Source organism: Sphingobacterium sp. BN32, assembly GCF_030503615.1.
Classification (GTDB): domain Bacteria; phylum Bacteroidota; class Bacteroidia; order Sphingobacteriales; family Sphingobacteriaceae; genus Sphingobacterium.
In genome coordinates this window covers 591,794-606,552 of the sequence record NZ_CP129963.1, presented here as the reverse complement: position 1 = coordinate 606,552, position 14,759 = coordinate 591,794, and the positions used below count along the sequence as shown (strand labels likewise).

General features: G+C 42.3%; 12 protein-coding genes. 4 read left to right on the top strand and 8 right to left on the bottom strand.

All coding sequences use genetic code 11. From position 1 onward, the window contains the following. Positions 1–79 precede the first annotated feature (79 nt). Complete coding sequence (uvrA, locus tag QYC40_RS02600; protein WP_301992245.1) at positions 80–2,923, top strand: excinuclease ABC subunit UvrA; 2,844 nt, start codon at positions 80–82, stop codon at positions 2,921–2,923. A gap of 54 nt (positions 2,924–2,977) precedes the next feature. Here the strand turns inward: uvrA and QYC40_RS02595 are convergent, their stop codons facing one another. From QYC40_RS02595 to QYC40_RS02575, 5 genes are all read right to left on the bottom strand, one after another. Then, entirely contained in the window at positions 2,978–3,418 is a 441-nt protein-coding gene (locus tag QYC40_RS02595) for an energy transducer TonB (protein ID WP_301992244.1), read from the bottom strand. Positions 3,419–3,436: 18 nt separating this feature from the next. Further along, positions 3,437–4,417 carry a hypothetical protein gene (locus QYC40_RS02590; RefSeq protein ID WP_301992241.1) on the bottom strand — a complete coding sequence of 327 codons (981 nt, stop codon included), beginning with the start codon at positions 4,415–4,417 and terminating at the stop codon, positions 3,437–3,439. Positions 4,418–4,485: 68 nt separating this feature from the next. After that, on the bottom strand, positions 4,486–6,597 hold the full coding sequence (locus tag QYC40_RS02585) for a type IA DNA topoisomerase (protein WP_301992240.1): 2,112 nt from the start codon (positions 6,595–6,597) through the stop codon (positions 4,486–4,488). Positions 6,598–6,726: 129 nt separating this feature from the next. Then, on the bottom strand, positions 6,727–8,073 hold the full coding sequence (locus tag QYC40_RS02580; protein WP_149527092.1) for a deoxyguanosinetriphosphate triphosphohydrolase: 1,347 nt from the start codon (positions 8,071–8,073) through the stop codon (positions 6,727–6,729). 49 nt (positions 8,074–8,122) lie between these two features. Next, positions 8,123–8,596: a hypothetical protein gene (locus QYC40_RS02575; RefSeq protein ID WP_301992238.1), complete on the bottom strand. Its 474-nt coding sequence runs from the start codon at positions 8,594–8,596 to the stop codon at positions 8,123–8,125. Positions 8,597–8,703: 107 nt separating this feature from the next. On the opposite strand from QYC40_RS02575, the gene QYC40_RS02570 reads away from it, so the two are divergent. After that, positions 8,704–9,768 carry an aldose epimerase family protein gene (locus QYC40_RS02570; protein WP_301992237.1) on the top strand — a complete coding sequence of 355 codons (1,065 nt, stop codon included), beginning with the start codon at positions 8,704–8,706 and terminating at the stop codon, positions 9,766–9,768. A gap of 88 nt (positions 9,769–9,856) precedes the next feature. On the opposite strand, the gene QYC40_RS18560 is transcribed toward QYC40_RS02570, so the two are convergent. The 3 genes from QYC40_RS18560 to argH all read right to left on the bottom strand — a co-directional run bounded on the left by QYC40_RS18560 (position 9,857) and on the right by argH (position 11,781). Further along, positions 9,857–10,027: a type II toxin-antitoxin system YoeB family toxin gene (locus QYC40_RS18560; RefSeq protein WP_367652314.1), complete on the bottom strand. Its 171-nt coding sequence runs from the start codon at positions 10,025–10,027 to the stop codon at positions 9,857–9,859. A 98-nt stretch (positions 10,028–10,125) separates the two neighbouring features. After that, positions 10,126–10,386 carry a hypothetical protein gene (locus tag QYC40_RS02565; RefSeq protein WP_301992235.1) on the bottom strand — a complete coding sequence of 87 codons (261 nt, stop codon included), beginning with the start codon at positions 10,384–10,386 and terminating at the stop codon, positions 10,126–10,128. Between the two features lie 60 nt (positions 10,387–10,446). Continuing rightward, a complete protein-coding gene (argH, locus tag QYC40_RS02560; protein WP_301993686.1) occupies positions 10,447–11,781 on the bottom strand; it encodes an argininosuccinate lyase in 1,335 nt (444 codons plus the stop codon). Between the two features lie 811 nt (positions 11,782–12,592). Between argH and QYC40_RS02555 the strand changes: the two genes are divergently transcribed. Both QYC40_RS02555 and rbfA read left to right on the top strand, forming a co-directional pair. Then, positions 12,593–13,624, top strand: coding sequence for a YhcG family protein (locus QYC40_RS02555; protein WP_301992233.1), 1,032 nt, complete (start codon positions 12,593–12,595; stop codon positions 13,622–13,624). Positions 13,625–14,376: 752 nt separating this feature from the next. After that, positions 14,377–14,751 carry a 30S ribosome-binding factor RbfA gene (rbfA, locus tag QYC40_RS02550; protein ID WP_301992231.1) on the top strand — a complete coding sequence of 125 codons (375 nt, stop codon included), beginning with the start codon at positions 14,377–14,379 and terminating at the stop codon, positions 14,749–14,751. The last annotated feature ends 8 nt before the right edge of the window (positions 14,752–14,759 follow it).

The following is a 14,759-nucleotide window of genomic DNA, read 5'->3' as shown; positions in this document are numbered from 1 at the left end:
ACTCATATTTAAGGGAGGCTGCTAATAATCTTCCTATAAAAATCTGTAACTTTGCATCTTGCAAAACACGGAGATATTAATGGCCCAACATAAAGTAGTAGACCTAGGAGATCAGAGCGAAGTTGAAGTATTTGGAGCACGCGAGCACAACCTAAAAAACATAGATGTATCCTTTCCGAGAAATCAACTTGTTGTAATTACGGGATTAAGTGGCAGTGGTAAATCATCCCTAGCCTTTGATACCATCTATGCGGAGGGGCAGCGTCGTTATATGGAGACATTCTCTGCATATAGCCGACAGTTCTTAGGAGGAATGGAGCGCCCGGATGTCGATAAGATATCTGGTTTAAGCCCCGTTATCTCGATCGAGCAAAAGACAACTTCCAAGAACCCGCGCTCTACTGTAGGCACTATTACGGAGATCTACGACTTTCTACGTCTATTCTATGCGCGCGTCAGTGAGGCATTCTCCTACGTATCGGGGAAGAAGATGGAACGGATGTCTGACGATGAAATCACAGACCGTATTCTTAAGGAATTTGATGGCGAAGGAATCTACATTCTTGCGCCTGTGGTAAAAGGACGTAAAGGACATTATCGCGAACTCTTTGAGCAGATCAGAAAACAAGGCTATACGAAGGTTCGAGTAGATGGAGAAATCTTAGACTTAGTTGCTAAGATGCAGGTTGACCGCTACAAGATACACGATATTGAGATCGTCGTTGACCGCATCCTGGTTGAAAAAGATTCCAGAAAGCGTCTATACACCTCGATTGGTCAAGCCTTGAAGACCGCCAAAGGTATTATCAAGATTGCCAATAAAGAGAACAAAGAACAGTTCTTCAGCCGATATTTAATGGATGCGGAATCCGGTATCTCTTATGATGAACCGCAGCCCAATACCTTCTCCTTCAACTCTCCCTATGGGGCTTGTCCGAAGTGCGATGGCCTCGGCTATATCTTCGAGATCGACAAGAACATCGTCATTCCAGATAAGTCATTAAGCATACAAAAAGGTGCTATTGTGCCGCTGGGACCACTTCGTGAGTCCTGGAACTTCGCGGTACTCAAGGCCGTGGCTAAGAAATACGACTTCTCATTAACCACGCCGGTAGAAAAGCTGTCGGATGAAATCATCGATATGTTGCTCTTTGGAGAGGAAGAACCTATCTCCCTAACGGTGTCTTATGGCTCTTACGGAGCACGTGAGTATAAGATTCAATTCGCCGGCATCTTCAAGCTTCTCGAAGAGATGAGCGGAAAATACTCCGATGAGAGTCCCGCTTTAGAAGACTTCCGTACGCAGGTGGTTTGTCCGTCCTGCCATGGCGATCGGTTGAAAGTGGAATCATTGCATTTTAAGATTGACAACAAAAACATCGCTGAGCTTTCAGCATTAGATATCGTTGCCCTAAATGACTGGTTTGATGGCTTAGAAGAAAGACTAAATGAGCGTCAGGTCGTCATTGCGACAGAGATCATCAAAGAAATCAGAACCCGATTAGGCTTCTTGTTAGATGTAGGCTTGAACTACTTGACACTTAATCGCAGTTCCAAAAGTCTATCCGGTGGTGAAGCCCAGCGTATTCGACTGGCAACACAGATTGGTTCGCAGTTGGTGAATGTATTGTATATCCTCGATGAGCCGAGTATCGGTTTACACCAAAGAGACAACGAAAGACTCATTAATGCTTTAAAGAACTTACGTGATATCGGAAACTCGGTATTGGTTGTGGAGCATGACAAAGACATGATCCTCAATGCGGATTATGTAATCGATATGGGGCCTGCAGCAGGACTTTACGGAGGTAAAGTCGTAGCAGAGGGTACTGCCGAAGATATCCTGAAAGCAGACTCCTTGACCGCAGCCTACCTAAATGGCAAGAAAGAAGTAACAGTTCCAGAGAAACGTCGCGAAGGTAATGGACATAGCCTGACTTTAAAGGGCGCCACAGGGCACAACTTAAAGAATGTGGATATTGATATACCTTTAGGCAAATTAGTGCTTGTAACAGGCGTATCAGGCTCCGGAAAGTCATCGGTTATCACCAATACACTCTACCCGATCTTAAACCATCATTTCTTCAGAGCAAAGGCAAAGCCGCTGCCATACAAGAAAATTGAAGGATTAGAACATATCGATAAGGTGATTGAAATCGACCAATCGCCAATTGGACGTACGCCACGTTCCAACCCTTCGACTTATACCGGCGTATTCTCAGACATCAGAGCACTATATGTGCAGCTTCCTGAATCGAAGATTAGAGGATATAAGCCAGGGCGCTTCTCCTTCAATGTGAAAGGCGGACGTTGCGAAACCTGTCAGGGAGCCGGTATGAAGATTATTGAAATGAACTTCCTACCAGACGTTCAAGTTCCTTGTGAAACCTGCCATGGCAAACGCTATAACCGGGAAACCCTAGAAGTTCGCTATCGCGGAAAATCGATTGCTGATGTATTAGACATGAGCATAGACGACGCCGTGACCTTCTTTGAGAACATCCCTTCCATTTACCGCAAGATCAAAACCTTGCAGGATGTCGGATTAGGATATATCACCTTAGGACAGTCGTCTACAACCCTATCGGGTGGTGAAGCGCAGCGTGTAAAGCTTGCGACAGAACTATCGAAGAAAGATACCGGAAAGACATTCTACATCCTGGACGAACCTACTACGGGGCTGCATTTTGAAGATGTCAATGTTCTATTGGGTGTTATTAATCGTCTGGTAGACCGTGGAAACTCCATTCTCATCATTGAGCACAACCTAGATGTCATCAAAGCGGCAGACTGGGTAATCGATATGGGACCGGAAGGTGGAAAGAACGGTGGAACAGTATTGTTCCAAGGTACGCCAGAAGGATTGATCAAGCAGAAGAACTCTGAAACCGGAAGATTCCTTAAATTGGAAATGAAAGGATAACATCCCAACTATACAAAAAAATATACCCTTAGCTAATCACTAAGGGTATATTTTTTATTTTAATTCAAAATCTCCAACGATATTCTGCCGAATTCTTGTCCTCACGGCCTTTTCATTTTTTAATCCTGGATGCCACTTCGGCGAGCGCTTCATGACTCTTAAGACTTCCTTTGCGAAAGCAGGACTTATTTTATCTTCATTCGCTACGCGGATATCACAAATAGATCCATCCTCGCAAACCGTAAATTCCATAATCGCCGTTTGTCGAATCCCGAAATCAACATAGTCCGTGCTGTCTAGCTGCGATATAACGTCATAAGCATCAAAGCTTCGGCTTATGAAACTCGACCATGCCGAAACGCCACCAACAAACTCCGGAACCTTGTCCACATTGCGGACAATACTTGTGTCGATCTCCACACTTTCCACACGCTCCTGAGCGAATGCCAAGGAAACAAATAATAAGGCAATGGAAGTGAGAATAATATGTATCATTTTTAAATTTACGAAAAATTAACGAGGAAGATCATCAACGGTATTAAACTTCCCCTCACCGTCCTTAATAAAACTCATCGGATTTTCAGGATCCTTTATAATCTCAAACAAGGTATAGCCCCAAGGTTTCCAGAAGTTCTCCAAAACCTGACCATAGGTCTTCGCTTGCCAGTTATCAAATATCGGCTTCATCGTCCAGTCGTTCAGTGGCATCGGCTCTACATATACCTTGTCGCCAACCTCCATATAGGTGTATTCAGGCAATCGGTTAAATAAGTAGGCCGTATAAAAATACTTGGCACCGATCTCTTCAAATTGAACCGGATGCAACTTCTTACCCTTTGTTAAAGCCAAGGCCTCTTCATGGTAAATCGCATTTGTTCCGTTATCCTGAAGCGTAGCAATCAAGCCAAAGTCTTTCATCCGCAAGGAGAAAATCAGGGTATTGATTTCATCACGGTATAGGAAGGTATCTTCGGCATTATCAACATGGAAAACCTCAATAGTAAATGGATTCTTATGCTCAAACTCCATTGGGATTACCATAGACTGCAGCATGGCATGCAGGTTCCTGAATTTCAGAACTAAGGCTTGCGAGAAATTCAGCTCCTCACCGGTCATTACTGCCTGACGGATACCCGCCTGTATTTCATTAAAAACTACCCCATAGAGTATCTTTCCAATCCACTGAAACAAAACTTCCTGATCGAGTTGGCGAACAGCTTCATAGCCCTGCTCTACAGCATGCTCAACCAAACGATCCACCGCTGCGATAGCCGCGGCAGCCCTTGTAGAACAGGGAAGCTGCAGCTTTTTATAGGTACTAAAGCTCTCATCAAGCATCTTGAAAGGCTTCTCCTCCAGATCAAAAGCACGCATCATCCACATCGGGAACACCTGAATCTGCTCATCCTCAGATTGCAATGTCTCCCCTGTCAAGAAACAGGTTTTATTATCGAACTTAAAATCTAAAAAAGGATTGTAAAGTTTTGTTGCCATAGCCCGCAAAGTTAATAGAAATGATTATTGGAAAAGTATAGGAAAAAACATATTACGGTCGAATGACCTTAGCCAATAACCGCTTTAAAATTTTCCAACAATAAAGAAGCATTCACCATGGAGCCATCCGTATTCTTCAAGCCCTTCAGTTCGGAAGTCTTCCCCTTCTCCAAAAGACTCTTCATCTCTTTCTCATCCAGGAATACCCCGTGCAATGTTCTCCATATCTTAAAATCACAGCCTCTAGCATAATGGTCGCATTGTGCCACCTTATCATACAATTGCACCTGACCCGCCGAACACTTCGGACATTTAATCTTCCCCTTTTGCTGTGGCTTCAACTCCTCATGCGCTATCGCTACCCGCAACTGCATCAACTCCGAAGTAATCTTCACTGTATAATCTTTGATGTGCTTCATAAACACATCGTAGCTCACCTTATTAGCGCGCATCTCTTCCAGCTTCTGCTCCCACTTACCGGTCAGCGTAACTTTCGCAATCGAACGATCTTTCACTAAGTAATAAACCGCCAATCCTTTCTCCGTCGGGATCAGCTTCTTTTTATCCCGCTTGATGTAATCCCGTTGAAATAAAGTCTCGATCGTCGCTGCGCGAGTTGCAGGAGTTCCCAAACCGCAGTCTTTCATCGCCTGACGCATCTCATCGTCTTCAATCTCCTTGCCTGAGGTTTCCATCGCCTTCAGCAAGGAAGCCTCCGTATGAATTGGCCTTGCTTTCGTAAAACGCTCGGCCAGCTCCAAGGTCAATATTTCCAACAATTCTTCCGCCGTAAGCTTTGGTAATTGCGCATTCTCATTATCCTGATCATCGGTATTCTTATCCTCATCGGGCGCTTCGATCTGATCGGCAGATAAGCGCCAGCCATATTGTCGGATAACAGTCCCCTTCGCAATCAATTCCACGCCGGCAGCATCGATGGTCACCGTTGTAATATCTTTCAAGCAGACCTCCGAAAAGCTCTCCACCATCCGCTTGGCGATCATATTATAGATGTTCTGCTGATCCATAGGCATCGGCCCGGGTTTCTCATCCGTAACCAATAGCGCATGGTGATCTGTTACCTTCTTATCATCCACAGAACGCTTGTTTAGCCTAGCTCCAATCAAATTCTTAGAGATTAGTGCAATGCTCTCCTGCGCGGTATCTGCTAGATGCTGGAATAATTCGTCGATCTTCTCGAAAACGTCTTCACCGATATAGCGAGAACCCGTACGCGGATAAGTAATGACTTTCTTCTCATACAAGGTCTGCGCGATGCTCAAGGTCTGATCGGCAGAATAGCCCCACTTCTTATTCGCGTCCTGTTGCAAGGAGGTCAAATCGAAAAGTAAAGGTGGCTGTTCCTTGGTCTCCTTCGCTTCCACATTTACGACCTTCGCAGTGCTCCCCACCTGAATCTTCGCAATCGTCTCCTCAGCAAGATCCTTCTTATCGATTTTGTTGGAAGTCGCCTTAAACTGTATGCCCTCCTTCTCGAAGCCCGCCTGTATCTTATAAAAAGCCTGCGGCTTAAAATCCTTGTTCTCTAAATACCGAGAGCAGATCATCGCCAATGTAGGCGTCTGCACCCGACCTAAAGACAGCAATCCCTTATTGCCAGCAGCTAAGGTCAACGCTTGTGTAGCATTGATCCCAATCAACCAATCCGATTCCGAGCGCGAGCGAGCCGACATATATAAGCTGTCGTACTCCGTGCCCTCCTTCAGGTTGGCAAAACCTTCCTTAATGGCCTTATCCGTTTGCGAAGAAATCCACAAACGCTTGAACGGTATATTCGATTTTAAATAATAATAGATATTGCGAAAGATCAACTCCCCTTCGCGCCCGGCATCCGTCGCCACAATAATCTCTTCTGCCTGCTCCAATAACCATTTGATGGTGTTCAGCTGCTTCAAAGCACCCGCATCATCCATCTGCTTCCCATCCTTACGGACCTTCTTCACCTCCAACGCAAACTGCGCCGGAATAATCGGCAGATTCTTCATCGACCAATTGTGAAATCCATAGGCCTGCGGAGTACACAACTGCACCAAATGCCCAAAAGCATAGGTAAAAGCATACCCATTCCCGGCAATATATCCATCTTTAACCTCCTTGGCGCCCATAACTCTCGCCAAATCGCGCGCAACGGAGGGTTTCTCTGCTATTACTACTTTCATTTTACTGTAGAAACTTTGGTAGTATTTAGTAGTTAGTATTTAGTATTAAGACCCAGAACTACTAATCACCAAATGCTAACGAAATAGTAGCCAGCATAGGTCTAACTACTAAATACTAACTACTAAATACTAGTCCAACGAGGCTATAGAAATCCCCTTTATCTTCCTATATAAGTCTACGGCATAGACATCCGTCATGCCGGATACAAAGTCGAGCACTGCTCTGATTTTCGAGTAGGTATCCTCTTTTTCGGAGTGGAACTGCTCGGGCATCATCGCGACCAACTTTTTATCGAACATGGATTTATTTGTTTTAAGGTAAGCGGGAACAAACTCTTCCAAAAGAGCGTTCATCACTTTAAAACCTGCTATTTCAATTTGTACGACGGTTGGCGCGTTATAAATACGCTTCACCGAAATATCAGATATCTTCTGCATATGAGCAACGATATCCGGATTCAAGGCGTCCATCAAAGCTTTGTCGAATGTGCCGGCGAGAAAATCCTCCTCGCGGTCGACAAATACTTGCGCACAGCCATTGATTAATGTATTGATTGCTTTTGCTCGCAATAGGGAAACCTTACTGGCCGTGTCGGCTAAGCTATCCAAACGCGCACGCAGATCCTCGCCTGCACATAAAGGCAACAACAAATCTTCAACCTCCTGATAAGCTAAAATCTTCAGATGGTGTGCATCCTCCAAATCAATGATATTATAACAGATATCATCTGCCGCTTCTACCAAATAAACCAAGGGATGGCGCATATAGCCCTTCGGATTCTGCGGATCTTTGGCGATGCCAAGTTCTGCCGCAATCTGCTCGAAAGCTGCTTTCTCTGAATCAAAAAAACCATACTTCTTACGATGATGCGATCCTTTAACATGGCCATCAATTGCCGCGCAAGGATATTTTACGATGGAAGCAAGACTGGTATAAGTCAAGGCAAAACCTTTCGGGTCCTTCCCGTTGAAGGCATGCGTCAAAATGCGCAAAGCATTCGCATTCCCTTCAAAATGTGTCAGGTCTGCCCACTGCTCCTTAGAAACCATCTCCTGATATTTTACGCCCTTCCCATCGGTGAAGAACGTAGAAATCGCTGCTTCGCCGGAGTGACCGAAGGCAGGATTGCCCAAGTCGTGCGATAGACAGGCTGCTGAAATGATATTGCCCACCTCCTGTAAGAATGGTGCTTCCTGATCAATGTTCGGATGCTTCTTCTTCAAAAGATTGTAGACCAAACGACCAAGCGAGCGCCCAACCGAGGCAACCTCCAAACTATGGGTCAATCGGTTATGAACGAACACCACACCAGGAAGTGGAAAAACCTGGGTTTTATTTTGTAAACGACGAAAAGGTGAGGAAAAGATTAGGCGATCGTAATCGCGTTGAAATTCCGAGCGGGCGTCAAAATGTTCGCTTGGCTCCCGATGCTCATATCCCCAGCGCTTTGCCGATATTAACTGATTCCAATTCATTAAAAATATCAGATTTTGCTAGGCAAATATACATTTTAAAAACGGGAGCTTAGGACAGATCGCCCCTTTTTTGATAAATCATCCCCACAGATAAATTCAACAAATACAGCCCTTGCATCAAAATAAGAACGAAAAATGAAATGCTGTAAAAACCCTCGACACGCATAAACATCTCGCCTAATTGCTTCACCTGTTGGGCATTCTCTTTTAGCTCTTCAAAGCGCATAACAAAACGATTAGACAGCGCATTCCAGGTATAGAAATTAAGCGACAGGCATACAAAACAGATGAAATGCATAATCGACCAGCGGTGTGAATAGAGCAAATGCTCCGTATAGCGATAAAGCACGCTGAATAATATCGCAAAGAATGCAAGTGCAAAGACGGTCTCCTTCAACGGAACCGTAAGTACCCAACCAACCTTCGGCTCGATGATAAATGCCGAATCCGGCGAGACGGAAAAAAAGCCAATCAGCATTAAGAGAATGGCTATCGTGATGAAATAAGTATATATGGGTTTCATTACGCTTATTTTCCATTAATTTACGAAATACACAGCGAATGCTCAAGTTTTTCTTTTGGCTAAACATCGCTTTATTGCTATCTTTAGGGATAGAAATCCTTCGTAAAATGACTGTTTATAAACTCCCCGAGAAAAAAGATTTTGAAAGCCGTATCCAGGGTAAGAATACCCATCTGATCACACTTACCAACCGAGCAGGCATGCAGGTAGCCCTCACAGACTACGGTGCCAGACTGGTAAGTGCTTTGGTGCCCGATAAGTTCGGCAACTTAATCGATGTCGTGCTCGGATTCTCGAGTATGGACGGCTATCTGAACGCGCAAGAACCTTATCACGGTGCTACCGTAGGCCGCTTTTGTAACAGAATTGCAAATGGAAAGTTCACGCTCAATGAGCAGGAATATACTTTAGCGAAGAATAATGGCAGCAATAGTTTACATGGAGGACCGGGAGGCTTCCATAACCGCGTGTGGGACAGACAGGTCAGCTTTAAAAAGGTGGTGGATTTCTATTATATCTCCCCTGATGGTGAAGAAGGATTTCCAGGCGAATTAAAAACCATGGTTTCGTATGAGCTGACCAACGAAAATGAGATAGTTATCCATTTCAGAGCTTCAACTGACGCCCCGACGATCATCAACTTTACTAACCATGCCTACTTCAACCTCAACGGAGAAGGGAATGGCGATGTCCTGAACCATGAAATATTCATCAATTCGGAAGAATTTGTCCCTATTGATGAAAACCAGGTGCCAACCGGCGAAATATTCCCGGTAGAAGGAACGGCGTTAGATTTTAGACAAGCCAAAAAAATTGTTGACTATATCGATAGTAATGAAGCACAGTTGCGCTATGCAGGCGGCTTTGACCACACCTTTGTCAACAATCAACCACCAACGGTTGCCGTAGCATCGGCTTATTCGAAAGAAAGTGGTGTACTATTGGAAGTATTTACGACAGAACCGGGAATACATCTTTATGCAGGGAATTTCTTAGCCGACGATGTAGGAAAAACAGGGCACAAGTATTTAAGATATGGCGGACTTTGTTTCGAAGCGCAACATTATCCGGATAGCCCGAACCATGCCAACTTCCCTTCTGTTATTTTACAGCCAGGTGAGGAATTTCAAAGCACCATTAGATATAAATTCAGCATAAAAAAGGAGGTTTAAAAACCTCCTTTTTTTTTGAAAGCGTCTGTTTTCAAAGGCCATCAAGAACTTTCATCGCTGTTGGTGTTTCAATGGAAACATGAAAGTTTTATTTATCGCCATAATGGCCTTTTGCGGATATTATATGGACAAAAATTTCTAAATCATTGATTAAATACACTAATCTGTGTTTTTTAGTAATTCGCCTTGAATAAAGTCTAGCAAGGTTATGCTTCTTAATTTTCGGTTTACCAGTTCCACTCCTTGGATGAATCCTCAATTCTTCTAATTCTCAACCTTCCTTTACGCCGCTTGATCTGTCTTTTTTAAAAATTTAATATCAGAGATTGCCGAAGAGGTGAAGATGAGATCGTACATCTAGAGGTTTTCTAAAAAAGCTTTCAATTCATTTTGAGATTTTATTCTCACGAAATCACCATCTTTAAATTGCTGTTCAGACAATTGGAGTCTTTCACTCATTTCTCGGCCGAAAGATAACTCTTCTTCAGAAACAGGAGTTAAAAGGTAAGCTTGCTTTTTCCCACGCTTAATAATTATCTGTTGCCCAAGATCCGCTAGTTCAAAAAATTCCTTCTGATTTTTTTTAAACTTTTTGCTCGATGTCTCAACTATTCCCATTACGATTTTCAATTAGAATCAAAAATAAGAATAAATTATCACTATCAGATTATCAAGCCGTTAAGCTTTCAGCAAATCCTCTAAAGCCTGATGAACCTTCTCAAAACCGAAGGACTGCTTGACTTCCGAAAACATTCTTTCGATCTGATCATTGCATAGATTGCCGATACTGCCTTCATGCGTATGCTGCACCTCTTTCGAAGGATTAAAATTACCCTCTTCAATCGCTAAGCCAATATTCTTATAAGCCTCGCGAAACGGTACTCCTTTTAATACCTCATTGTTTACCACTTCTACACTGAACAGGTAATCGTATTTTGGGTCATCCAATATATTATCCTTGATCGTAATATTCTGTAGCATGTAAGTCGCAATCGCCAAGCAATCGTTCAAAGATTGGAATGCTGGGAAAAGATTTTCCTTCAACAACTGCAAGTCGCGATGATAGCCAACCGGAAGGTTGGTCGTCATCATAGCAATTTCATTTGGCAATGCCTGAATCTTATTGCAGCGAGAGCGAATCAATTCAAAAACATCCGGGTTCTTCTTGTGCGGCATAATGCTGGATCCCGTTGTTAGATGGGCCGGGAAGGAAATAAAGCCAAAGTTTTGATTGATGAATAAGGTTACATCCATTGCAAACTTCGCTAATGTCGCTGCAATGGAACTCATCGCCTGCGCTAAGATCCTTTCCGTCTTGCCTCGTCCCATTTGTGCATAGACCACATTATAGTTCAAATCCTCGAACCCTAATAATTGGGTGGTCATGGTGCGGTTCAACGGAAACGAAGAACCATAGCCCGCCGCCGAGCCTAGCGGATTTTTATTGCAGACTGCCCAAGCAGCCTTCAACAATTGTAAATCGTCTACTAAGCTCTCTGCATATGCTCCAAACCATAATCCAAAAGAGGACGGCATGGCAATCTGCAAGTGCGTATATCCTGGCATTAAAACCGACTTATATTGATTGCTCAAGCTTATTAATTGCTCAAACAAAATTTCTGTGTTCTTAAAGATGCTTTCAATCTCTGAACGGAAATACAGCTTAAGGTCCACTAAAACCTGATCATTTCTCGATCTGCCGGAGTGAATTTTCTTCCCCGCCTCACCGATGCGCTGCGTCAGCATCATCTCCACTTGCGAGTGAACATCCTCTACCGAATCCTCAATCTGAAACTCCGCGTCCAATACCTCTTGATAAATATTTTTCAGTTCTCGCTGAACCGCAGCAAGATCCTCCGCGCTCATCAATCCAATGCTTGCTAGCATTTTTGTATGCGCCAAAGAACCCAAAACATCAGCACCCGCAAGTTGCAAGTCCATCTCACGATCGCGCCCAACTGTAAAGGATTCTACAAAAGAATCCACGTCAATATTTTTCTGCCAAATCTTCATCATCAATAATTTGAGAAACAAAAATACCAATTAAACAGACAAAAACAGGTAGTTTTTCGCATTGTTTTTCAATTAATCCCATACACTGCCCAGGTTTAACATATCGCATTGAGATATTCAAAAACGCCGTTTTTTAATCTAAAAACAACAAAAACTTAATAAGATGAAACAGAGAATTCGCCTAAAATCTACTAATCAACTAGAGTTAAAAAATGTTAAATCAAATTAAGTAACCACTTACTTTTTTTTAAAAAACATCTTGTAGGGTCTGAATTAAAGCCCTATGTTTGTGATGTAAAGGGGAATGAAAAAACAAATAGTGAGTTACTACTCACGTTAATAACCACCTAGAAATACTAAACATGATAGACCCAAAAAGTCTTAAAACTTGAAAAATATTATTCTATCCAATTATAAACTAATTTTGATTTGAAGACTTGTCACTATGCCCACGACAAGTCTTTTTTTATGCGCTAATTTTTAGATAAACGAGGCTGGGATTATTTAGGAGTTTTGTACCAGCGGGAGCACAAAAAATGCAAACCTTTTGGAGTTGCTTTTTTATTTTAGTAAATAATAGGGAGGATCAAGTTGAGGAGTCCCATACTCTTTTTAAAACCGATGATTTATGGATAGACCGATGGGTGGGTTACTGCCGGAACCACATGGCGAAGACTACAGAAAACAGGAATTTGCCGGCCGAATAAAGAAAAATAAGAAAAACAGAAAACGAGGAAGTTAATGGGAATACAATGATCCCTGCAATCCCTATTATTGTTAAATTTACTTAAGCAAAATATATTATTTCAAAATGCCTAGGTCACAAGCAATCAAGACAAACCAATACAACAAATGGCTTGAAGCTATTAAGCGGAAAATCAAATCGGCACAGCTAAAAGCTGCTGTAAGTGTAAATACACAGCTAATCGAGTTGTATTGGGATTTGGCAAAAGATATTGTAAGCAAACAACAGGAAGCAAATTGGGGCGATGGTGTCTTGGAACAATTATCAACTGATCTTAAATTGAGTTTCCCTGATATCAACGGTTTTTCAAGGCGAAATTTGTATGCTATCAGACAGTGGCATTTGTTTTATAATACAGTTTCCGAATTTGTGCCACAACCTGTGGCACAAATTCCGTGGGGGCATAACCGTCTTATTATCTCAAAAATCAAAAACACCAAAGAAGCATTATTTTATTGTAAAGCAACTGCCGAAAATGGATGGAGTAGAGAACAATTGGAGATTTCGATCAAAAACAAGTATTATCAGACTAAGGGAAAAGCAACTACCAACTTTCAGAACACTTTACCCCTGCTACAATCGGAGTTGGCGGTCGAAACACTGAAAAACCCCTATAATTTCGATTTTTTAGGTTTAGAAGATGATGCGTTAGAGCGAGAAATCGAAAATGCAATGATGCAACATATTACGCAGTTTTTACTGGAATTAGGTAAAGGCTTTGCATTTGTTGGCAGACAATATTCAATTATTGTTAGCGACAATGAATACTTTATTGATTTGCTTTTTTATCACTTACATTTACGTAGCTATATCGTGGTAGAGCTCAAATCGGGCAAATTCAAACCTGAATATGCAGGTAAATTGAATTTCTATCTTTCGGCAATTGATAGCCAACTTAAGAACGAGCAGGACAATCCAAGTATCGGATTAATCCTTTGCAAGCACAAAAACAAGGTGGATGCAGAATATTCTTTGCGTGATATTCAAAAACCGATCGGCATTAGCGAATACAAACTTACACAGGCATTACCTAAAGAATTCAAAAGCCAATTGCCTACGGTTAAACAATTGGAAATCCAGTTGAGTAAAGAAAAGTAAATATCCAATTAAAACGGTAGATAGCAGATGTCTGAAAACCCGAAACTTGCTACATTCATCAAATAGTTGTTTTTTCACATTCCCAACCAATAGTAGACTTGTTACGGGTATTGATATAACCCCAAACACTTTCCGCTGTTTGGATAGATAGATAGATAGATTAACTTTTTTTGTGACCTCTCCCTGTGCAGATATAATCTTACGATAATATTTCATCGGATTGATTCCTTTCCAATCTGATTCCCGCCTATATAGTTCAAAACTGCATAGGCGCCAAATGGACGCCAATGTGTAGAGACGTTTCACTAAACATCTCCTAGAAAAAACACAATGCATCATATGTCACATTACCTGACCGCTGATCCTGTCCTTCATCACACAGCATATCCGATCCTGATAATCCTAAAAACCCTTCCTTTCCTGGTTCAGACAACACTCAAAAATCTAACGCCTTATATCCAACGACACTCCATACTACCTTCTTCATCTCACTCCCCTTTCAAACCCAATGTAAACCCAATGTATAACCCAATCAAAGCCGCTCTGAAAGGGCTATGATTTGGTTATACATTAGCTCTACTAAAAGCAAGACCAAATCAAGCTCTTGCCTAAGCCTAACCAAGCCTTGTCCTTCCAGTCTCTTTACGGCAAACTCTACATAATATTGAAAGGAGATAACAAAGCATTTTTTTTAAATCCCTATATTTGTGTAATTGTAAACGTAATGAAACGTTTTCAGATTCAATATCATTATGGGAACAGAAAGTAAAAGACAGCAACGATTTGCCGGCGTAATTCAGCAAGATTTAGCAGAGATGTTTCAGAGAGAGGGGAATTCGTGGGCTCCTGGTGCCTTTATTACCGTAACAAAAGTGCGTGTAACGCCTGACCTCTCCATTGCTCGCGTATTTCTCAGTTTTTTGAACACAAATACTGCGAAAGCTGATATTGATAGCATTCGTTCAAAAACTAGCGAGATACGTTATAAACTTGGCGCACGCATCAAAAATCAAGCGCGCATTGTTCCGAACTTGGAGTTCTTCTTAGACGACACTAACGAGTACGTGGAACATATGGACAAAATATTTGAGGAAATCAGCAAGGAGCCTCGTCAACCGGAAGAATAGTTTAGCCT